The organism is Saccharothrix sp. CCNWYY140 (assembly GCF_037401995.1).
Lineage (GTDB): Bacteria > Actinomycetota > Actinomycetes > Mycobacteriales > Pseudonocardiaceae > Actinosynnema.
Genome location: NZ_JBBEGC010000126.1, coordinates 1 through 20280, shown reverse-complemented (window position 1 = coordinate 20280; position 20280 = coordinate 1). Strand labels below are relative to the sequence as shown.

At 72.3% G+C, this 20280-nt stretch carries 22 protein-coding genes; 3 read left to right on the top strand and 19 right to left on the bottom strand.

Annotation, left to right across the window (positions count from 1 at the left end; all coding sequences use genetic code 11):
• Positions 1 to 141: 141 nt before the first annotated feature.
• The 17 genes from WBN91_RS33130 to WBN91_RS33050 all read right to left on the bottom strand — a co-directional run bounded on the left by WBN91_RS33130 (position 142) and on the right by WBN91_RS33050 (position 16474).
• Entirely contained in the window at positions 142 to 1116 is a 975-nt protein-coding gene (locus tag WBN91_RS33130; RefSeq protein WP_337728219.1) for a glutathione S-transferase family protein, read from the bottom strand.
• Positions 1113 to 2705 (bottom strand): ABC transporter ATP-binding protein, encoded by a 1593-nt coding sequence (locus tag WBN91_RS33125; RefSeq protein WP_337728220.1) that lies wholly within the window; start codon positions 2703 to 2705, stop codon positions 1113 to 1115. The genes WBN91_RS33130 and WBN91_RS33125 overlap by 4 nt, the downstream gene beginning before the upstream one ends.
• Positions 2702 to 3484, bottom strand: coding sequence for an ABC transporter permease (locus WBN91_RS33120; protein ID WP_337728221.1), 783 nt, complete (start codon positions 3482 to 3484; stop codon positions 2702 to 2704). Before WBN91_RS33120 ends, WBN91_RS33125 begins: the two co-directional genes overlap by 4 nt.
• A gap of 1 nt (position 3485) precedes the next feature.
• Positions 3486 to 4430 (bottom strand): ABC transporter permease, encoded by a 945-nt coding sequence (locus WBN91_RS33115; protein ID WP_337728222.1) that lies wholly within the window; start codon positions 4428 to 4430, stop codon positions 3486 to 3488.
• Between the two features lie 2 nt (positions 4431 to 4432).
• Positions 4433 to 6028, bottom strand: coding sequence for an ABC transporter substrate-binding protein (locus WBN91_RS33110; protein WP_337728223.1), 1596 nt, complete (start codon positions 6026 to 6028; stop codon positions 4433 to 4435).
• Between the two features lie 100 nt (positions 6029 to 6128).
• Positions 6129 to 7484: an FAD-dependent oxidoreductase gene (locus tag WBN91_RS33105; protein ID WP_337728224.1), complete on the bottom strand. Its 1356-nt coding sequence runs from the start codon at positions 7482 to 7484 to the stop codon at positions 6129 to 6131.
• Positions 7469 to 8140, bottom strand: a complete 672-nt coding sequence (locus WBN91_RS33100; RefSeq protein WP_337728225.1) for a transmembrane-type terpene cyclase — start codon at positions 8138 to 8140, stop codon at positions 7469 to 7471. The genes WBN91_RS33105 and WBN91_RS33100 overlap by 16 nt, the downstream gene beginning before the upstream one ends.
• Complete coding sequence (locus WBN91_RS33095) at positions 8137 to 9174, bottom strand: prenyltransferase (RefSeq protein WP_337728226.1); 1038 nt, start codon at positions 9172 to 9174, stop codon at positions 8137 to 8139. Before WBN91_RS33095 ends, WBN91_RS33100 begins: the two co-directional genes overlap by 4 nt.
• A 6-nt stretch (positions 9175 to 9180) precedes the next feature.
• On the bottom strand, positions 9181 to 9717 hold the full coding sequence (locus WBN91_RS33090; protein ID WP_337728227.1) for a VOC family protein: 537 nt from the start codon (positions 9715 to 9717) through the stop codon (positions 9181 to 9183).
• A 2-nt stretch (positions 9718 to 9719) separates the two neighbouring features.
• A complete protein-coding gene (locus WBN91_RS33085; RefSeq protein WP_337728228.1) occupies positions 9720 to 10502 on the bottom strand; it encodes an SDR family oxidoreductase in 783 nt (260 codons plus the stop codon).
• Positions 10502 to 11164, bottom strand: a complete 663-nt coding sequence (locus tag WBN91_RS33080; RefSeq protein WP_337728229.1) for a cupin domain-containing protein — start codon at positions 11162 to 11164, stop codon at positions 10502 to 10504. The genes WBN91_RS33085 and WBN91_RS33080 overlap by 1 nt, the downstream gene beginning before the upstream one ends.
• Complete coding sequence (locus WBN91_RS33075; protein ID WP_337728230.1) at positions 11161 to 12210, bottom strand: zinc-dependent alcohol dehydrogenase; 1050 nt, start codon at positions 12208 to 12210, stop codon at positions 11161 to 11163. Before WBN91_RS33075 ends, WBN91_RS33080 begins: the two co-directional genes overlap by 4 nt.
• On the bottom strand, positions 12207 to 12632 hold the full coding sequence (locus tag WBN91_RS33070; protein ID WP_337728231.1) for a cupin domain-containing protein: 426 nt from the start codon (positions 12630 to 12632) through the stop codon (positions 12207 to 12209). Before WBN91_RS33070 ends, WBN91_RS33075 begins: the two co-directional genes overlap by 4 nt.
• Positions 12629 to 12946: a hypothetical protein gene (locus tag WBN91_RS33065; protein ID WP_337728232.1), complete on the bottom strand. Its 318-nt coding sequence runs from the start codon at positions 12944 to 12946 to the stop codon at positions 12629 to 12631. The genes WBN91_RS33070 and WBN91_RS33065 overlap by 4 nt, the downstream gene beginning before the upstream one ends.
• Positions 12947 to 12989: 43 nt before the next feature.
• Positions 12990 to 13382, bottom strand: a complete 393-nt coding sequence (locus WBN91_RS33060) for a cupin domain-containing protein (RefSeq protein WP_337728233.1) — start codon at positions 13380 to 13382, stop codon at positions 12990 to 12992.
• On the bottom strand, positions 13379 to 14440 hold the full coding sequence (locus tag WBN91_RS33055; protein ID WP_337728234.1) for a sedoheptulose 7-phosphate cyclase: 1062 nt from the start codon (positions 14438 to 14440) through the stop codon (positions 13379 to 13381). Before WBN91_RS33055 ends, WBN91_RS33060 begins: the two co-directional genes overlap by 4 nt.
• A 735-nt stretch (positions 14441 to 15175) precedes the next feature.
• Complete coding sequence (locus tag WBN91_RS33050; protein ID WP_337728235.1) at positions 15176 to 16474, bottom strand: CoA transferase; 1299 nt, start codon at positions 16472 to 16474, stop codon at positions 15176 to 15178.
• A gap of 75 nt (positions 16475 to 16549) precedes the next feature.
• Here WBN91_RS33050 and WBN91_RS33045 point away from each other — a divergent pair, with 75 nt between their 5' ends.
• Complete coding sequence (locus WBN91_RS33045) at positions 16550 to 16720, top strand: hypothetical protein (protein WP_337728236.1); 171 nt, start codon at positions 16550 to 16552, stop codon at positions 16718 to 16720.
• 38 nt (positions 16721 to 16758) lie between these two features.
• On the opposite strand, the gene WBN91_RS33040 is transcribed toward WBN91_RS33045, so the two are convergent.
• Positions 16759 to 17637, bottom strand: coding sequence for a Vgb family protein (locus WBN91_RS33040; protein WP_337728237.1), 879 nt, complete (start codon positions 17635 to 17637; stop codon positions 16759 to 16761).
• Between the two features lie 135 nt (positions 17638 to 17772).
• A complete protein-coding gene (locus tag WBN91_RS33035; protein WP_337728238.1) occupies positions 17773 to 18657 on the bottom strand; it encodes a sigma-70 family RNA polymerase sigma factor in 885 nt (294 codons plus the stop codon).
• A gap of 93 nt (positions 18658 to 18750) precedes the next feature.
• Between WBN91_RS33035 and WBN91_RS33030 the strand changes: the two genes are divergently transcribed.
• Complete coding sequence (locus WBN91_RS33030) at positions 18751 to 19410, top strand: TetR/AcrR family transcriptional regulator (RefSeq protein WP_337728239.1); 660 nt, start codon at positions 18751 to 18753, stop codon at positions 19408 to 19410.
• Positions 19411 to 19445: 35 nt separating this feature from the next.
• Positions 19446 to 20126, top strand: coding sequence for a GntR family transcriptional regulator (locus WBN91_RS33025; protein ID WP_337728240.1), 681 nt, complete (start codon positions 19446 to 19448; stop codon positions 20124 to 20126).
• Positions 20127 to 20280: the final 154 nt, after the last annotated feature.

The window sequence follows — 20280 nt, the reverse complement described above, 5'->3', positions numbered from 1 at the left end:
TGGTAGCCCTTCGGGCAGGCCATACGGGGATGACACAAGCAAGAAGCCCAGGTAGAGGTGTGCCGTGCGGCAGCTTCATGAAAAGCCATGCGTGCGGCTTTGGGCGGGGGTTGACCTCTCCGTGGTTTGTTTGTGGTGTTCTTAGAGTTGGTTGCGGGTGGTGGGGGCTTCCCAGTTCAGGTCTGGGCCGAGGGGGACCAGGCCGGAGGGGTTGATCCAGGTGTGGGTCAGGAAGTAGTGGCGTTTGGTTTGGGGGAAGTTGGTGGTGGATTTGAAGGCGTCTTGGGAGTACAGGTCTCGGGCGTAGGCCCACAGGTTTGGGTAGTCGACCAGGCGGCGTAGGTTGGCTTTGAAGTGGGTTACGTATACCGAGTCGAACCTTGCCAGGGTTACGAACAGGCGGATGTCCGAGTCTGTGAGGAAGTTGCCGAAGAGGTACCTTTGGGTGGAAAGGCGTTCTTCTAGCTGGTCCAGAGCGTCGAAGAGGGAGAGTACTTCGCGCTCGTAGTCCTCCTGGGTCTTTGCGAAGCCGCAGCGGTACGGTCCATTGTGGACGCGTTCGTACAGGAAGTCGTTCAGTGCGTCGATCTCTGGGCGCAATGACTCCGGGTACAGGTCAATGTCGTTGCGGGCCCATTGGTCGAAGGCGGTGGCCACGTCCAGGCTTAGGGTCCTGAAGTCGTTCGTCGCGATTCGCTTTTCCACCTTGTCCCACAGGACCGGCACGGACACGTGGCCGTCGTGGTTTGGGTCGGTGGCTGTGTAAGCCTCGCTCAGCAGGGTGAAGCCGTTCAAGTGGTCCAGGTCGTGGTCCTCGCCCTCTCGGAAGGCCCAGCCTCGGCCGTCGCGCATCGGGTCCACGGCGGATACCGAGATGGCCTCCTCCAAGCCCTTCAGCTTGCGGGTGATCGTCACTCGTTGGCAGAACGGGCAGGACAGGGCGATGTAGAGGTGGTACCTATTCGGTTCCGCTCGGACTCCGCTTGAACCGTCTGCGGTGATCCGGTTCGGGAAGGCGGGGCCGGGGCGGGCGGACTGGCCGGGTTTGGGCTTGGGGGCGTAGGGACCGTAGGTCGCGAAGTCCACCGGGCTCGCGGCCTGGGGTGGCGTGGTCATGCCGGTTCCCTTCTGGGTGTGTGGGGGACAGCGGAGAGCAGGGCGCGGGTGTGCGGGTGGGTCGGGGACACCAGGACCTGGTCTGCCGGACCGGTTTCCACCACGCGACCGCCTTGCAGCACGGCCACGCGGTCGGCGACCTGGCGGACCACGGCCAGGTCGTGGGAGATGAACACGATGCTCAAGCCCAGTGACGCCTGGAGGTCCACCAAGAGCCGCAGCACCTGGGCTTGCACCGAGATGTCCAAAGAGGACGCCGGTTCGTCGCACACCAGCAGGTCCGGGCCGGGGGCGATGGCGCGGGCGATGGCCACTCGTTGACATTGGCCGCCTGACAGCTCGCCGGGGCGGCGGGTCAGCAAACCCGTCGGCAGGGCGACCTGGTCGGCCAGCTCGTGGACGCGTGCTGGGGAGGCGTCCAAGCCGAAGGCGCGCAACGGTTCCGCGATGAGGTCGTGGGCGGTGTACCGAGGGTCCAGGCAGGTGAACGGGTCCTGGAAGACCAGTTGCACGCGTCGTCGGAAGCGCCTCAGGGCCTCGCCGCGCAGAGCGGCCAGGTCGGCGCCGTCGAAGAGGATGCGGCCGGCTGTGGCGTCCTCCAGCCGTACCAGGAGTCGGGCCACGGTCGACTTCCCCGCCCCGGACTCCCCCACCAACGCCAGGGTCTCGCCCCGCGCCACGGTGAAGCCCACGTCCTCGACGGCGGTGGTGTGGCGCCGGCCGGTGCCGAAGCGGGAACCGGTGAAGACCTTCGTCAACCCTCGGACGTCGAGCAGCACCTCGTCCGTCGCTGCGGAAGCCCGAAGTCGTGTGGAGTGGAGGCTGGGCGCGTCGGCGACCAACTGGCGGGTGACGGGGTGGTCGGGGGCGTCCAGCACCCGGCTGGGCGGGCCTTCCTCGATCACCAACCCGTCCGCCATCACCACGACGTGTTCGGCGCGCTCGGCCGCGATGCCCAGGTCGTGCGTGATGAGCACCAGAGCGGTCCCGGAGGACCTGGTCAGCTCGGTCAGGTGGTCCAGCACCTGCCGCTGCACGGTCGGGTCCAGCGCGGACGTGGGCTCGTCGGCCACGATCAGCTCCGGGCCGCCGGCCAGCGCCGCCGCGATCAGGACCCGCTGCCGCATCCCGCCGGACAGCTCGTGCGGGTACTGCCGCGCCCGCGCGCCCGCGTCCGGGAGCCCCGCGACCTCCAGCAGTTCCACCGCCCGTCGCCGGGCCTCCCGCCCCGACGCCAGGCCGTGCACCCGCAGCACCTCGGCGACCTGCGCGCCCACCGGCACGACGGGGTTCAGCGCGGCCGTCGGGTCCTGCGGCACGAGGGAGATCGACCGGCCCCGCACCGACCGCATCCCGCGTTCGCCCAGGTCCAGGAGGTTCCGCCCGCCGAACTCGACCGATCCGCCGAGCACCCGCGCCGCCGGCGGCAGCAGGCCCAGCACGGCGCGCGCCAGGGTGGTCTTGCCGGACCCGGACTCGCCGACGACGGCCACGGTCTGCCCGTGCCGCACGGTCAGGTCCACGCCGGCCAACGCCGGCGGTCCCCCGCGGTAGGACACCCGCAACCCCCGCACCGCCAACAGGCTCACGGCCGCGCCACCGCCCGGTGCAGCGCGGTCACGGCCAGCGTCGTGCAGACGACCATCACCCCGGGGAACGCCGTGAGCCACCACGCCGTTCCCACGTAGTCCCGCCCGGAGGACGCCAGCGTGCCCCAGTCGGCGTCCGGCGGGCGCGGACCGAAGCCCAGGAAGCTCAGCGAGGACGACGCCAGCAGCGCCACCCCCAGGCTCATCAGCGCGAGCGTCAGCACCGGCCCGGCCGCGTTGGGGATGATGTGCCGCACCAGCACGGCGGTGGGCCGCACCCCGCTCACCGTCGCCGCCGCCACGAACGGCCGTGTCCGCACGTGCAGGACCTGCGCCCGCACCACCCGGCAGAACGGGGCGATCCCGGCCGCCGCGACCGCCACCGCCACGTTCACCGGCGAACTGCCCAGGATGCCGATCACCGCCAGCGCGGACAGCAGCGCCGGGAACGCCAGCAGCACGTCCACCGCCCGCATCAGCAACGCGTCCAGCCAGCCGCCCAGCAGGCCCGACACCAGCCCGACCAGCGCACCCACCACCAGCGACGTCGTCGCCGCCGCCAACGCCACCAGCACCGACATCCGGGCGCCGTGCACGACCCGGCTGAACACGTCCCGCCCCAGCTGGTCGGTGCCGAACGGGTGGGCGAAGCTCGGTGGCTCCAGCATCACCAGCGGGTCGATGCGGTCCGGCGGGGTCGAGGCGAGCAACCCCGGCACCGTCACGCACAACGCCACGAACGCCAGCACCAGCAGCGACAGCACGACACCCGGACGCATCTCAGTCCCTGATCCGGTCGGCGGTGACCCGAGGGTCGACCAGCACGTAACAGAGGTCCACCAGCAGGTTCACCACCACGTACAGCACGCCCAACAGCGCCACGACCCCTTGCAGCACCGGGATGTCGTGGTTGGTGATCGCTTGCAGCGTCAACCGCCCCAACCCCGGCCGGGCGAACACGGTCTCCGCGATCACCGCCGCCGCCAGCAGGTTCCCGACCGTCGTCCCGACCAGGGTGATCGTCGGGATCGACGCGTTGCGCAGCGCGTGCCGCAGCAGCACCCGCCACCGCCCGGCGCCCTTGGCCCGAGCGGTCACCACGAACGCCTCCGCGTCCACCGCCGCCAGGGACGTCCCGAGCACCTGCGCGATGACCCCGACGGCGGGCAGGGCCAGGGTCACCGCGGGCAGGACCAGCGCCGCGAACCCCTTGTCGCCGGTCGCCGGGAACAGCGTGAGCCGGAACGAGAACACCTCGATCAGCACCAGCGCCACCCAGTACCCCGGCGTGGACATGAACACCACCGGCACCCCGTGGCACAGCGACCGCAGCGGCCCCGTCGTCACGCGCCCCAGCACCGCGATGCCCACGCCGAACACCAGCGACAGGACCAGCGCGAACAACGCCAGCTCCGCGCTCGCGGGTGCCACCGCCGCGATCGCCGACACCACCGGTTGCCCGGTCTGCACCGACCGGCCGAGGTCCCCGCGCACCGCGTCCGCCAGGAAGCCGAAGTACTGCTCGTGCAGCGGCCGGTCCAGCCCGAGCTGGTGCCGCAGCGCCTGCTCCTGCTCGGGCGTGGGCGCGGGCCCCGCGCCGGACAGCATCGTCTGCACGGGGTCGCCCGGCACCAGCTGCATCATCACGAACGACAGCGTCAGCACCGCCAGGAGCACCGGCACCGCCGACGCGAGCCGGCGGAGCACGAACCCGGCGCGGCGCACGGTCAGCGCGACACCCAGGCCTCGTGGAACGACGGCAGGCCCTGCGGGTCGAACACGATGCCGTGCACAGCCTTGCCCACGCCCAGCAGGTAGGTCGGGTCGTAGACGGGGATCGCGGTGGCGTTCTCGATCAGCGACCGCTGCACCTTGGCGTAGTTCTCGTCGCGCACCGAGTCGTCCACGGTCGCCGCGGCGGCCGACAGCAGGCCCGGCACCTCGGGCGCGACCACCGCCGGGGCACCGCCGCGCGGCGCGGTCAGCACGGTCCGCAGCACGTCGCCGTCGGCCCGCACGAAGCTGATGTCGCCCATCTGGAGTTCACCGCGCGCGGTCTTGGCGATCGCCTCGCCCATCGCCATCGGGGCGAGCTTGACGTCCACGCCGACCGCCTTGAGCTGCTGCTGCACGACCTGGGCCAGCAGGTCTCGCTGCTCGCGGGCGGGCGTGATGAACGTCCACTCGACGCTCAGCGGCTTGCCGTTCTTGGCGCGGGTGCCGTCGTCCTGCTTCTTCCAGCCGGCCTCGTCCAGCAGCCGCTCGGCGGCGCCGGTGTCGAACTGGCTGGTGCCCAGGATGGAGGCGTAGCCGGGGGTGGCGCCGGTCAGCACGCTGGTGGCGCGGGGGTATTTGCCCTGGTAGAGGGTGTCGACCAGGGCCTCGGTGTCGATGGCCTTGGCGATCGCCTGGCGGACCTTGACGTCCGAGAGCGGCTCGCGCGCGGCGTTGAGGTTGAGCGTGTACGCGATGCCCGGCTGCGCCTTGGACAGCACCTCGAAGCCCGCGGCCTTGACGCCGTCGACCTCCTTGGGCGGGACGTTCGCCACGGCGTCGACCTGGTTGGTGCGCAGGCTGCCCATGCGCACGCCGTTCTCCGGGACGATGTTGATGACGACCTGGTCCAGGTAGGGCGCGCCCTTCTGCTGGGCGGTCTCCGGACCCCAGTTGTAGTCGGCGCGCTTGGACAGCGTGATGCCGGCCTGCGGCTGACGCTCAGCGGCGACGAAAGGACCGCTGCCGACCGGCTTGCGGCACACCGCTTCGGGGCCGGCCTCGAACGCCTTCGGGGACTGCATGCCCAGGAACGCGGTGCTGGCGGCCTGCGGGAACGACGCGTTGGGCGCCTTGAACTTCACCGTGACCGTGCGCGGGTCGGCCACCGTGGTCCCGTCGTAGCCCGCGAGCAGGCTCGCCGCGAGCAGCGACTTCGTGGCCGGGTTCACGATCCGGTCGAAGTTGGCCTTGACGGCCTCGGCGTCGAACGGGGCGCCGTCGCTGAAGGTCACGCCCGTGCGCAGGGTGAAGGTGAAGGACGTGGCGTCGGGCGCGGAGGTCCACGACTCGGCCAGCCACGGCTTGAGCTCCAGCGTCTTCGGGTCCTGCGCGACCAGCGAGTCCACCACGCCGCGGGTGACCAGCTGGGACGCGGCGGTCGGCGACTGGTGCGGGTCCAGGCAGCCCGGGTCGGCGTCGGTGGCGAACGTGAGCGTGCCACCGGACTTCGGTTGCGCCTGCGGCGCGGGCGAGTCCGAGGTGGTGGTGCTGCACCCGACCGCTGCCACGGCCAGCGCGGCCATGAGGACGGCTCGTCTTCCGGTCATCTTCTCCCCCGTTGAGGTCGCGCCAAGCCTTCCGAACCTCTCCGTCCTGAGGGGAGGGATCACCGGCTTCATCACCCGATCGGCGGTATTGCGGCGGTGACTAGGGTGCCGGGGCCAACAACGCCCGTTCCGCGTCGGTCAGCGGCGGGTCGTCGCTCGGCCGTCCGGGTGCGGCGAGGACCTTTCGGACCAGCGCGGGCCGCATGAGCCGGGACAGCGGCGCGGACAGGGTGTAGGAGTCCAGCAGGGCCGCGCTCACCTCCGGGCGGGCGGCGGCAGCCGCGCCGACCCGGTCGGCGTACCAGCCGGCGATCCGGTCGGGCAGGCGGCGCGGTGGCGCGAAGGTCCGCTCGTAGCGGGTGTCCTGGCCGACGGCGAGCGCCCAGGCGTCGGCGGTGGTCCGGGCGACGGATTTCCGGACCGCGGGGGCCAGTTTCGGGCCCAGGCCGTGCCGCCGCAGCCCGTCGCGGAGGGCGAGGGCGTCCAGGGCGGCGACCGTCATGCCGTGGCCGTACAGCGGGTTGTAGGTCGCGACCGCGTCGCCGACCGCCACGAACCCCGCGACCGCCGGGAACCGGCGCAACCGGCCGGGCGGGGCGCCGTAGGCCCGGATCGAGCCGACGATCTCGGCGGTGGCGACGACCTCGGCGACCAGCGGGTGCCGCAGACCCTTGGCGTAGGCGAGGAAACCGGCCTCGTCGGTCGGCGGCACGTGCCCGCGCAGCCCGGCGAGGCTGACGATCCACCGCCCGTCCTCGACCGGCAGCACCACGCCGCCGTGGCCGTCGTGCGGCGGTCCGGGCTGCACGCACACCGCCGGGAACGCCTCGGCGAACCGCTCGGCGGGCCGGCACAGCGCGGTGGCGTACCGGATGCCGGGGTCCACCACGACGTCCCGCACGGGCTTGCGCAACCACTTGTCCGCCTTGGAGGAGGCCCCGGTGGCGTCCACGACGAGGTCGGCGGCCAGTTCGTGCTCCACGCCGTCCGCCCGCGACCGCACCACGGCCCCGGTGACCCGGTCGGCGTCGCCCAGCAGGCCGACCGCCTCGTGCTCCTCCAGCACCTCCACGCCCGCGACCAGGTCCCGCAGCACCGATTCCAGCACCGGCCGGCGGCAGCTGAGCAGGTACTGGCCGTGCGCGAACCGGGGCATCCACCCGAACGGCGTGAAGGTCAGGATGTCCTGCGGCATCCCCACCCGGCGCGCGCCCGCCCCGGCCAGGGCGGCGTCGAAACCGGGCAGCAGGGCCTCCATCGCCCGCGCTCCCCGGGCCAGCAACAGGTGCGCGTGCCGGCCCTGCGGCACACCGCGCCGGGGCCGGTCCCCGTCGAACCGGTCGCGCTCCACGACGGTCACGGTGTCCACCGCGCCCGACAGCGCGGCGGCGGCCAGGAACCCGGCCACCCCGCCCCCGAGCACCACCGCGTGCGTGCCCATCAGAACTTCCGCCACGGGTTGAGCCCCTCGGCGCGGAACCGCCGGTAGAGCAGGACCGCGTACACCACGTCCAGCACGACCTCCGCGACGATCATCTGGTGCAGCAGCCACCGGTTCGGGTACCAGGCGATGAGCCCGACCGCGCCGGACACGTCGATGACGGTCTTCAGCAGCGCGATGTACATCGTCTGCCCGACCGTCGATCCCCGGGTCCGCAGCATCTGGATGAACAACGCTTCCATCAGCACCACCACGAACACCGTGGTGTAAGCGCCGACCCGGTCGTCGAACTCGCGTGTCGCCAAGACCATGAACGACAAGGCGAACAACGACCACCCGGCGACCATCCAGGCGAACCCGGCGCGGGACATGCCCGGGAAGTCCTGCCGGCCCCACCGCAACGCCTGCCACAGCAGCACCAGGTTGAGCGGCAGCCAGAAGTACAGGATGACCCGCATCTCCGGGTAGACCGGGTAGATGAACGCGTAGGTGAGTTCCCAGGACACGTTGGCGCACGCGGCGAACACAGGCAGCGTGGACCGCTTGTCCAGGAACCCGCGCCGGATCGCCAGCAGGTAGATGGCGAACGTGCACACGCCCACGATGGCGAACGCGATGCCGGGCACCGCCTCCGGCACGGGAGCCTGCGGGTCGAGCACCGGTGGCGTCACGCGGCACCCACCGCGCCCGCACGGCCGCGCTTGACCGCGTCCGCCACCTGCACGCCCACGGCGGGCGTCAGGTACAGCGCGAACAGCACCGCACAGGCCACCACCGATGCGGTCAACCCCTCGTCGCCAAGAGCCGCGACGGTGAACCCGAGCACCGCCACCACCCCGGTCGCGGCGGCGTGCGCCGTGGCCAGGTGGGCGGTGGAGGTGGCCTGCTCGGGCGCGTCCGGCGACGGCGGTTCGCGCAACAGCCTGCGGCTCAACAGGACCGCGCCGGGCGCGGTGAGCAGCAGACCGACCCCGACCACGACCGGCAGCACCCCGGCGACCGTGGTCACCAGGACGATCGCGTAAGCCGCCACCTGGAGACCGGTGAACAGCACCGCGGCCTTCCGCGCGCCCAGCGTGTTGGGCAGGGTGTGCTTGCCGACGACCAGGTCCGAGTCGCGGTCCACGAAGTTCATCACCATCATCCGCGCGGTCATCACCAGCAGCAGCGGCACGCACACCGCGACCAACTCGGCCGGGAACTGCCCGGTCAGGGAGTACACGGTGAGGAACGGGCAGAACAGGGTCAGCGACGCCGCCGTGGTGACCTCGCCGACCCCGCGGTAGTTCAGCCGCACCGGCGGCGCGGTGTAGAACCAGGCCAGCGCGATCGCCGCCAGCGCGATGAGCCGCTGCGGGTAGCTGGGCATCAGCACGGTCAGCGTCAGCACCACGAACAGCAGCACGAACGCCGCCGCCAGGCTCACCTCGGGCCGCAGCGCGCCCTTCACCAGCACCTGGCTGCCGCCGGTCCACCGGTTGGGCGCGGTGTGGGCGCTGTCGGCGGCCAGGTCGAAGTACTCGTTGCAGTAGTGGGTCATCAGGTGCGTGAGCACGACCGTCGACTGCACCAGCAGCCACGTGCCCAGCGCGAACGAGTGTCCACTGTAGACGGAGACGGCGACGCCGAGGGTCACCGTCAGCTGGCTCTCCACCAGGAAGCGGAGCCGGCTCAGCCGGATGAACGCGGCGAATCGCCCACCCACGGCCGGCTACCGGTTCCGCCAGGGCACGCCCGGTGTGTACAGCCGCGCGTCGGTGTGCTGCTCGAACGGCGCACCCGGCGGCAGGTTGATCAGCTCCATCTGCATGCCCCACGGCGTGGTGAAGTACACCCACCGGTCGCCCGTGATGGGGCCTTCCTCGATGGTCTCCGGCTCGCCGAGGATCGTGACGCCGGGCTGGTCGCGCAGGTAGGCCACGGCCGCGTCCACGTCGTCGACGTGGACGGCCAGGTGGTGGCCGCCCCAGTCGCTGTTGCGGGGCAGCTCGCGGCGCTGGTCCGGCGCGGTGTACTCGAACAGCTCCAGGTTCGTCACCGGGCCGAGTCGCAGCATCGCGATGTTCGTGGAGGCCTTGGCGTCCACGCCCAGCTTGCGCGTCATCCAGTCGCCGTCCGGGTCCTCCACCGGGCCCAGCTCGTAGACCAGTTCCGCGCCGATGACGTCGACGAAGAACCGCACCGCCTGGTCGAGGTCGGGCACCGTGTACGCGACGTGGTGCACGGCCCGCGCGCCCGGAATCGCCATTCTCAGATCCTTCCCGCGTAGGCCTGGTTGGGGATCGCGCCCATCAGCGCCAGGCCGCCGTCGATGTGCAGCGTGCTGCCGGTGATGTAGGCCGCCGCGTCGCTCGCCAGGTGGGCGATCAGCGCGGCCACCTCCTCGGCGCGGCCGGGTCGGCCCACCGGGATCATCGGCCGGTCGATGGCGGCGGCGTCGACGTGCTCGGGGACGCCGTTCATCGGGGTGGCGGTCTCGCCGGGGGCGACCGCGTTGACGGTGATGCCGTGCTCGGCCAGTTCCAGCGCCATCACCCGGGTCAGCATCAGCAGGCCGCCCTTGGCGGCGCAGTAGGCCGAGCCGCCGTCGATGGGGATCAGCTCGTGCACCGAGGTGACGTTGACGATCCGGCCGCCGGCGCCCTGCTCGACCATGCGGCGGGCGACGGCCTGGGCGCACGCGAACGGGCCGGTGAGGTCGACCGCGAGCAGCCGCTGCCAGTCGGCGAGGGACTCGTCGAGGAACTTGCCGCGGTGGTTGACGCCCGCGTTGTTGACGAACACGTCCACGCCACCGAGGTCGGTCACGGCCCGGTCGATCGCCCGGGCGGCGTCCTCGGGGTCGGCGTGGTCGAGGCGGAAGGTGACGGCCTTGCCGCCTTCCTCCTCCACCAGGGCCTTGGTCTGATTGGCACCGTCCACATCGGACCGGTAGCCGATGGCGACGTCGTGGTCGTGCCGGGCCAGCAGGACCGCCGTCGCCCTCCCGATCCCGGAGCTGCCCCCGGTCACCACCGCCCTGCGTCTGGCCATCAACCCGCACCGCCTTCGACTTCGTAACCCGCCTGGTCGAGACTGCCCGCGCCGAGGTAGCCGTAGAGCGCGGTGGTGACGGTGCCCGGGTCGGTGCGGAAGCCGTGCGGCTCGCCGGCGGGCACGTGGACGAGGTCGCCGGGGTCCAGGCGGATCGGCCCGTCCGGCGCGTGGTGGTACCCGCCGCCGCGCAGGACGAGGAAGAACTCGTCGGCGTGCGGGTGGCGGTGCGGTTCGTGGTGGCCGCCGGGGGCGAACGTGGAGGTGGCGACGACGAGCCCGCGGGTGCCCAGGGTGCCCGTGGTCGCGAGCCAGCGCACACCCATGTCGGTGAACCCGCCGGCGCTGTCGAGGAACTCGTCCGTGTTCGCGCCGGCCGGGGCGAAGCGCCAGGTCCGGGGGTGCTCGGGGGCGGGGTGGCGGGAGGTGAGCACCAGGTAGCGGGCGTCACCGGTGAGCTTGGCCGGCCCGACCACGCCGTCCCCGACACCGAGCCCGTCCGCGAGCCCGTCCGCGACGCCGTTCGCGGACCCTGCGATCACCAGGATTGCGGTTTCGTGCTCGCCGCCGATCTCGACGTCCCCCTGGTGGACCGCGAGCGTGCCCAGGGCGGTCTCCGCGACCACACCGTCCACTTCGGACGTTCTCGCCGCGGCGGTCACCAGTCCGCTCCGATGATCACCTTGGGCGGACCGGACCGGCCGTGTTCCAGCAGCTCGAACGCCCGCTCCGGGGTGCGGGCGGGCACCACCGCGGCGACCAGTCGAGCGCCGTCGAGCGTGCCGTCGGCGAACATCCGGACCGTCTCGGCGTAGTGGTCGATGCCGTGTTGAACGCCCAGGACGGTGATCCCGCGCAACGCGAGGTCGCCGGGCACCAGCCCTTCCTCGGGCTCGTTCGACACGCCCACCAGCGCGATCCGCCCGCCCCGCTCGACCAGCCGCACGGCCGTGCCGAACGCGCCCGCGCCACCGGAGGCCTCCACCACCAGGGAGTGCTCGCCGGCCGGCGCGTCGAGGACGAGGTGCGCGGGGACCCCGGCCAGCGCCAGGCCCGCCGGGTCGACGCCGACCGCGATGACGTGCTGAGCCCACTTGGTCGCCAGTTGCACGGACAGCAGCCCGATGGTGCCGGTGCCGACGACGGCGACCCGGTCGTCCGGACGCACCCGCGCCCGCCGGAACGCCTCGACCACCGTCACCGCGGGCTCGACGAACACCGCCCACGGCACGGCCAGGGACTCCGGCAAGGCGGTGAGGGCGTGCGCGGGCATCCGGATGTACTTCGCCGCCGCGCCCTGCTGGTCGTACAGGCCCACCTCGGTCATGCGCGTGCACTGCTGGCGCGCGCCGCCCAGGCACCGGGCGCATTCGCCGCAGGTGATCATGGTGTGCCCGACCACGGGGTCGCCGGGCGCGAAGCCGGGGGCGTCGTCGGCGGCGACCACCTCGCCCCACCACTCGTGGCCGAAGACGTGCGGGTAGCGGGCGCGGCCGTCGCGCAGGTAGGAGGCGGTGCCGTGGAACAGCTCCAGGTCCGTGCCGCACAGCCCGAGGTAGTGGGTGCGGACCAGGACGTGGCCGGACCGGCGCTCGGGCACCGGCACCGCGGCCACCTCGACCCGCTTCGGCCCGGTGATCACCGCGGCCGGCATGGTCCCGGTCGGCCAGGTGCCGACGAGCCGGCGCGTGTGCTGGGGGGCGCTCACGACACCACCGGCGAACGCGGCGGCAACGCACCCGACACGGCTGCGGGCAGCACCGCGACCCACAGGAACTCCAACCCTTCGGGACCGGCGACCAGACGCGCACCCCCGGCCGGCACGAGCACGACATCACCAACGCCGACCGCACGCGAGCCGGCGCGACCGGCGGTGTTCGCGGGCTCGGTTGGAAGGGCGTGGGTAGAGGGTGCGTGGTCGGTGAAGGTGCCGGAGCCGTGCAGGACCAGCCAGGCCGACTCGACGCCGTCCGTGCCCGGCGGTGCGAAGGCCGCGCCCGCCGGCAGCCGCACGTGGTCCACCGACTCGGTCTCGGAGTGCAGCATCCCGCGCCGCACCAGGCAGCGCCACGCCACCGACCCGCCGCCGCCCAGGGTCCGGGACGGCGCGGCGGGCGGGGTGACGATCACGACCCACCCCTGTCCGGGACGTCCAGCTGCACCAGGAAGTACTCCAGGCCCTCCGCGCCGGCCGCCACCGTCAGCACCGTGCCCAGCGGCGCGGTCACCGAGACGCCCTCGCGCAACGGCACCTCCGTCGCCTCCGTCACCGCGGTACCGTCGCCGGCCAGCACGAAGAAGCTGAACTCGACCCCGTCCGCGCGCAGCTCGACCGACTCGCCCGCGTCCAGCCGCACCCGCCGGATCGCGCTCAGCGGACCGGTCAGCACCGCCCGGGGGTCGATCTCGCCCGGCTCGCCCAGGTGGAACACGCCCGCGCTCACGACGCCTCCCCGCGCGGCCCCGGCACCCCGGCCACGTTCGCGCTCACGACGCCTCCCCGCGCAGCACCGCCGCCGTGCGCGGCCCCAGCACCTCGACCACCAGCCACGTCACGCCCTCGTCGGCCGAGGCGCGCAGGCCGTGCGTGGTGCCCAGCCCGGTCAGCACGACGTCGCCGGGACCGACCTCGGTGGCCACGCCGTCCAGCAGGATCTCGCCGCGCCCGGAGAGGATGAAGTAGACCTCCTCGGTCCGGCTGTGCCGGTGTTCGCCGCTCACGCCGCCGGGCGGGATGCGCGCCCACTCGACGGCCTCCCAGTCGCCGCTCAGCCACGTCCGCCGGGCGAAGCACTTCCACTCCGACGCGCCCGCCGCGCCGTGCACGTCCTGGACGGCCGACGCCGCCGACGTGTCGCCGACGACCAGTGCACCGGTCACCGCAGTTCCCCGAGTTCCTTGGCGGCCACGGCCAGCTCCCCTTCCGTCACGTCGTCGCAGAACACCGCGGACCCGATGCCGGTGGGCAGCGGCAGGCGCTGGCGGCCACCCCGGTGGCGCGTCGTCGCCGCGAGACCTTCCCGCAACAGTGCGGGCCCGAGGAGTTCATGCGAGACGGGTAGACCGGTGGCGCGCAGGACGTCCAGTATTCGGTCGCGGTCGGCCGGCTCGAGCAGCCCGCGCCGGGACGCCACGACCGTGAACAATGCCATGTCCACGGCCACCGCCTCGCCGTGCAGCAATTCCGGGAGGGCTTTCATCTCCAGCACCGGGCTGATCGAGTGACCGAAATCCACGAGCCGGTCCAGGCGGTGCTCCCACAGATTGTCCGCCAACTCGCAGAGCATTCCGTCCACCGCCCGGTCGAGCACCTCGACGCCGCCGGTGCGGAACCGATCGCGGACCAGCTCGGCGCCGTCCCGGGCAATCAGCTCGAACAGTTCGGCGTCGCGGACCAGCGCGATCTTCAGCACCTCGGCGAGGCCGTTGACCAGGTGCCGGGAGTCCAGGGTGGCCAGCAGGGTGCGGTCGAGCAGGGCGGCCACCGGCGGGTGGTAGGCGCCGAACAGGTTCTTGTGGTCGCCGTGGTTGACGCCGGTCTTCGCGCCGACGCCCGCGTCCACCAGGCCGACCAGGGTCGTGGGCACGCGGATGTAGGGCGTGCCGCGCCGGTACAGGCTCGCCACGACGCCCACCACGTCGAGCAGGACGCCGCCACCGATGGCGATGATCGGCTGGTGACGATCGATTCCGAAAGCGCCGACGGCGTCCGCGACCGCGCCGACGGTGGCCATCGTCTTCCGCTCCTCGGACACCGGCAGGACCATCGGCTCGTCGGTGATGCCGTGGTGGTCCAGGTAGGCCCGGATGCGGCGGCCGTGCAGGCGGTCGACGTTCGCGTCGACCACGACGAACCGGCGGCTGGTCACGGGGTAGGCGGCGAGGGACACGTCGGCCAGCGCGGTGTTCGCGGGGTCGAAGACGTCGTCGACGACCACGACGTCGTATCGCGCCGCGGTCTCGGCGGAAATTGTCCACCCGGGAAGACCACGCCCGTGGTTCACACGCAAGCCGCGGCCCCCCATGAGTGGTCGCACCGGTCCATCCCTGTTTGCGTCGCCGAGTGTAGCCGGCGCGGTTACCCGGCAATACGTCCGAAAGGGTGGCGGGGACCGGAATGCCGCTCACGAAGCGTCCTCGGACTCGGCGCTGGCGTTGCGCCGGACGATACGGAAACGCTGTTTCCTGGAATATTCCACGAACCCGCCGAAAGCGGTTGCCCGTTATTCGCCGAACAATTCTGCCGATTCCCGACGACCCCGGAAAGCACCCCTTGCCGGCACCCGGCGGCGGGTGGGGCGCGAGGGGGCCGCGGGGACCGTCCGCGCACCCCACGGCGGCGCGGGGGCGCGTTCAGCGACTTGTAAGTGGCCGGTGCGAAGCTGACAGCGCGAGAAGTCCGAGAGGACTTCGAAAGGCCGGGCCAGACGTCGCCAGGAGGCACGCCGCCACCCGGAAAGATCCGTCCAGGGGGCTTGTGGAGGACGGATTTTTCTCGGCGTGCATCCCGGGCGATGGCGGTCGCAGCAGGGGGGCGCCTCCGGTCGTGAGACCGGGAGAACAGGCGCAGGAGCTGCGACCGCCGGGCCCGCCTCGCACACTCTTCGTCACCGTGATGCCGTATGCGTTCGCTCGTTCAGCCTAGTCACGGGCGTCTCAATTGGGCTCGTTCGTCACTGTGCGTGCCACTCTGAACGACTGTCACCCCAACGGGTGGGAGGTCCGGACCACGTCTGCGGGGAGCCGTCGTAGCGCACGGGCGGCAGAGAGTGACGAAGTTCACCATAGGGACTCTCGATCGTGGCCACCCACTCATTCGCGGAGTAGATCCCTCCGCCCCGCTCGCCCGGCTCCAGGTCGTGCAGGAGCCAGGACGCCGTGCCGGCCAGCGAGAGCCGGACGTGCCGGCCACCCCCGTCGGCGAGCGACCGCAGGACGGCGGCGGCGAGCAGGTAGCCGGTGCCGTGGTCCAGCGCCTGCGCCGGGAGCACACCGGGCCGTTCCCCGTCCTCCGACTCGACGGCCGCGATCCCGCTGCCGGCCTGCACCAGGCTGTCGAACCCGCGCCGGCCGGCCCACGGCCCGCTCCAGCCCCAGGCGTTGAGCTGGGCCACGACCAGGCCGGGCCGGCGCTCCAGCAACGCCTCCGGAGCGAGCCCGAACCGGTCCAACGCGCCCGGCCGGTAGCCGGTGACCACCACGTCCGCGTGCTCCAGCAGGTCGTCCAGCCCGTCGACGGCCAGGTCCCGCAGCGCCGAGCGCTTGCCGAACCCGGTGTCGCGCAGGTCGTCCTCGGCCAGGTCCGGCGAGTCGATCCGCAGCACGTCCGCGCCCAGCAGGCCCAGCGTGCGCGTGGCCACCGGCCCGGCGATGACCCGGGTCAGGTCCAGGACGCGCACCCCTTCGGCCGGCAGGTCGGCGGATCCCAGGCTGTGGGTCCGGGTCCCCGTGTCGCGAACCTCCACCAACGGCAACGGCTCCAACGGCTCGCCCACCACCGCGACCGCGAGTCCACCCGCCGCGTACACGACCTCTTGGACCACCTCGGCGGGCCGTGCGGCGATCTCGGCCTCCACCTCCCGGTCGTCGCTCACGCCGAGCGCGCGCAGGAGGCGTTCGCGGTGGTGCGGGTAGTTGGCGTGCGTGCGCACCCAGCCGTCGGCCGCGCGCCAGAAACGGGACAGGGGCGCGAAGACGGTCGGCTCCCGACCGTCGACCCGGACGTGCCGCTCGCTGACGAACGCCGTGGCGACCGCGCCTTCGTGGACCCGCACACGGGGCCGGGGACGCCCGTTCCGGTGGGCCAACAGCTCCGCGGCGGCCAACGAGCAGACCCCGACCGTCGCCCGAGCCAGCTCCCGCACGGGCAGTCGAGCCGGCAAGACCCCGTCCACGTGCTCGTACTCGACGGCGGCGGCGTCCTCGCCCCGCCCGCCGAGCCGGGTCCACGCGTGCTCCGTCGCAGCGTCCACCCGATCATCGTGCGGCACCCGGGGCAGGGCGGTCGCTGAGAGTTTCCCCACGGGCGTGCGGGCAACCCTGCCGGCATGGAGAAGGACGTGCCCCCGGTGCGGACACCGGAAGAGGACCAACGCCTAGAGGACAACCAACGCCTGATCGACGACGCCAAGTCCACCGCCGCCGACCTGCGCAAAACCACCCCCGACCCCTTCCCGGACTCCACCCCGCCCCCGGACGAGGGCACACCCGGCAGCTGACGGGGGGTGGCGGTGGCCGCCACCCCCCGGGCTCGGGGTCAGGGTTCGGGGACCACTCGGGCCAGGGCACCAACCTCCAGGGCCACCCACAGCGCGCCGTCCGGGCCGAGGGTGATGCCGTGCGGTTCGGAGCGCGGGGTGGGCAGGTCGTGCAGGGCCACCGTCCCGTCCGGCGCGAGCCGCCCCACCCGGTTACCGCCCCACTCCGTGAACCACAGCGCACCGTCCGGCCCCGCCGTGATCGCGTGCGGCCGGCCGAGCGGGTCGGGTAGCGGGAACTCGTCCACCACGCCGTCCACGTCGATCCGGCCCACCCGGCCGGCGGTGATCTCGACGAACCACAGCCGACCGTCCCCACCCACCGCCAGGCCGACCGGGCCGGCGCCATCGGTGGGCAGAGGGTGGACGGTGACCTCGCCGGTCACGGTGATGCGACCGATGGCATCGGCCTGGTTGAGGGTGAACCACAGCGCGCCGTCCGCGCCGGCGACGATCGCCGACGGCAGGCCGCCCGAGGTCGGCAGCGCGAACTCCGTCACCGCCCCGTCCACGGAGATCCGGCCGATCCGGTCCGCGGTCGACTCGGTGAACCACAGCGCGCCGTCCGGGCCGGCCGTGATGCCGAACGGCCCGCACTCGGCCAGCGGGAACTCCGTCACCGCCCCGGTCACCGAGATCCGCCCTATCCGGTGGGCCTTGTACTCGGTGAACCACAGGGCGCCGTCCGGCCCGGTGGTGATCACGGTCGGCCCGCAGTCCGGGTCGAGCGCGTGGTTCACCGGCGCACCACCGGGTTCCAGCCGGCCTATGTGTCCACTGTGGACGAGCGTGTACCACAGCGCACCGTCGGGCCCGGTGGTGATGGCGTAGGGACCGCCACCGGGCACGACGTGCTCCTCGATCGTCAGGTGAGTCATGCAGGGTGCTCCCCGTCGTCGGTCAAGCAGGGTCGAGCTGGGCCGTGCAGGGTCGTCGAGCAAGTCGAGCAAGTCGAGCAAGTCGAGCGGGTCCAGCGGGTCCAGCAGCAGGCTGGAGCGGGTGGTGCGGCGAGGTCACGCGATGAGGTCGGCGAGGATCCGGGTGCGGGTGCCCTGGCGGAGCTTGCCCATGCCCTTGGCCTCGATCTGGCGGATGCGCTCGCGGGTCAACCCGTACCGGCGACCGATCTCGTCCAGGCTCATCGGTGTGTCGTCGGACAAGCCGTACCGCAGCGAGATCACCTCCGCCTCGCGTTCGGTCAACGTCTTGAGCACGGTGTCGATCGCCGGCCGCACGGACGCCGCCGCGACCGCCGCGCCGGGGTCGGGCGCGTCGTCGGGCACCAGGTCGCCCAACTCGGCGGCGCCGTCGTCACCGAGCCGCACGTGCAGGGAGACCGGGTCGCGGGCGTGCCGCAGGGCCAGCACGACCTTGTCCACGGGTACCCCCACTTCGGCGGCCAACTCCTCGGGCGTGCGCTGCCCGTCGCCCGCCGCCAACGCCTTCTTGACCCGGTAGAGGACATCGGCCATGTGCGCGGGCAGCCGGATCGTGCGGCTCTGGTCGGCGTGCGCGCGACTCACGGCCTGCTTGATCCACCACGTCGCGTACGTGGAGAACTTCAGGCCGCGCCGGTGGTCGAATTTGTCCACAGCGTGCATCATGCCGATCGTCCCCTCCTGCACCAGGTCCGCCAGCGGCATGCCTTCGCTCGTGGCGTAGCGGCGGGCAATCGACACGACCAGCCGCAGGTTGGCCCGGACCATGTGGTCCTTGGCCCGCCGGCCGTCCCGGACCAGCCACTCCAGGTCCGCCCGCTCCCGCGCGGTGAGCGCGTCGCGGTCCTGGTCGAGCCGTTCCCGCGCGAGAACACCGGCCTCGATGCGTTCCCCCAGTGCGACCTCCTGCTCGGCGGTCAACAACGGCGTGCGGCCGATCTGGCCGAGGAAGTCCCTCACACGACCCCTTCCGTAGTGTCTCGACACAAAGTTAGGTCGAACCTAAGGATATGTCAACACCAAGTTTGGCTCCGACCTATGTATAGTGCTCGCATGACCTCGTCGCCGCCGGGCCTGCGCGCCCGCAAGAAGCAGCAGACCAGGGAGAACATCTCCCACCAGGCCACCCGCCTGTTCCTGGAGCGCGGTTTCGACAAGGTGACGATCGCCGACGTGGCGGAGGCCGCCGAGGTCGCCAAGATGACCGTCACCAACTACTTCCCGCGCAAGGAGGACCTGGCCCTCGACCTGGGCGAGGTGTTCGTCGACATGCCCGCCCGGACCGTCCGCGAGCGCGCGCCCGGCGAATCCGCGCTGGGCGCGCTGCACCGCGCGTACGCGGAGGCCGTCGCCCGGCAGGACCCGCTGATCGGCTTCTCCGGCCCCGAGTTCGCCCGGATGATCGCCGACAGCCAGGCCCTGGTCTCCCGGCTGCGCGAGTTCCACGACGACCGCGAGACGGCCCTCGCCGAGACCCTCGCGATGGAGACCGGTGCCCGCCCGGACGACCTGCGCCCCCGCGTGGCCGCCGCCCTGCTGGCGAGCGTCCACCGCCTGCTCTTCGACGAGACCCTGCGCCGGACCGTGGCGGGCGAGCCGAACGACGAGATCGCCACCGCCCTCGCCGCCCACGTGGACACCGCTTTCGGCGCCCTGGAACCGTCCCTGGGCACGTACGCGGTCCGGGCGAACCCCGATCACCGGCGGCTATAGTGGCCGCGGTCGAGCCCGGGTGGAACGGAGAGCCGATGACGGCGACGGGTGGCGAAGCCGTGGACCAGGTGCCGCCGCACCGCCTCAACACCGCCGACCAGGTGGCCGCCGTGCTGCGCAAGCGGATCACCGACGGCCTGCTCGAACCCGGGCGCCAGCTCCGCGAGGAACAGCTCTCCACCGCCCTGGGCATCTCCCGCAACACCATCCGCGAGGCGTTCCGGGTCCTCCTGCACGACGAGCTGATCGTCCGCGAGCCCTACCGCGGCGTGTTCGTCCGAGTCGTCACCGCCGAAGACGTCGAGGACGTCTTCCGCACCCGCAAACTCCTCGAACCCCTAGGCCTGGACGCCCTGGTCGCCGACCCGTCCGCCGCCGCCCGCCTGATCGAGATCGCCGACACCGCCGACACCGCCGCGCAAGCCGGGGACTGGCGCGCTGTCGGCACCGCGAACCTCGACCTGCACCGGGCACTGGTCGAACCGTGCCGCAGCCGGCGCCTGGACCGGCTGTTCACGCAACTGCTCGCCGAACTGCGACTGGCGTTCCTGCTCGCCGACGACCCCCAACCCCTGCACGAGCCCTACCTGGCGTGGAACCGGAGGATCGCCGAGCTCGTCGTGGCCGGCGACGCCGAAGCCGCCCGCCGCGAACTACTGCGCTACCTCGACGACGCCGAACGCCGCATCACCGCCGCGGTCAGGGCGAAGAGCTAGGCGAGTAATGCGTAACGCGGTCACTGGTAGTGGGCGCTGAGGGATAAGCGGTCGAGGTGCTTTTCCGCCGAAGGCGTTACGCCCGAAGGGCGGGGGCTCTTGCGTTCCGCCAAGCGGCAGCGACCACGGGAAGGGCCTCGGTTTCTTTCCCCGT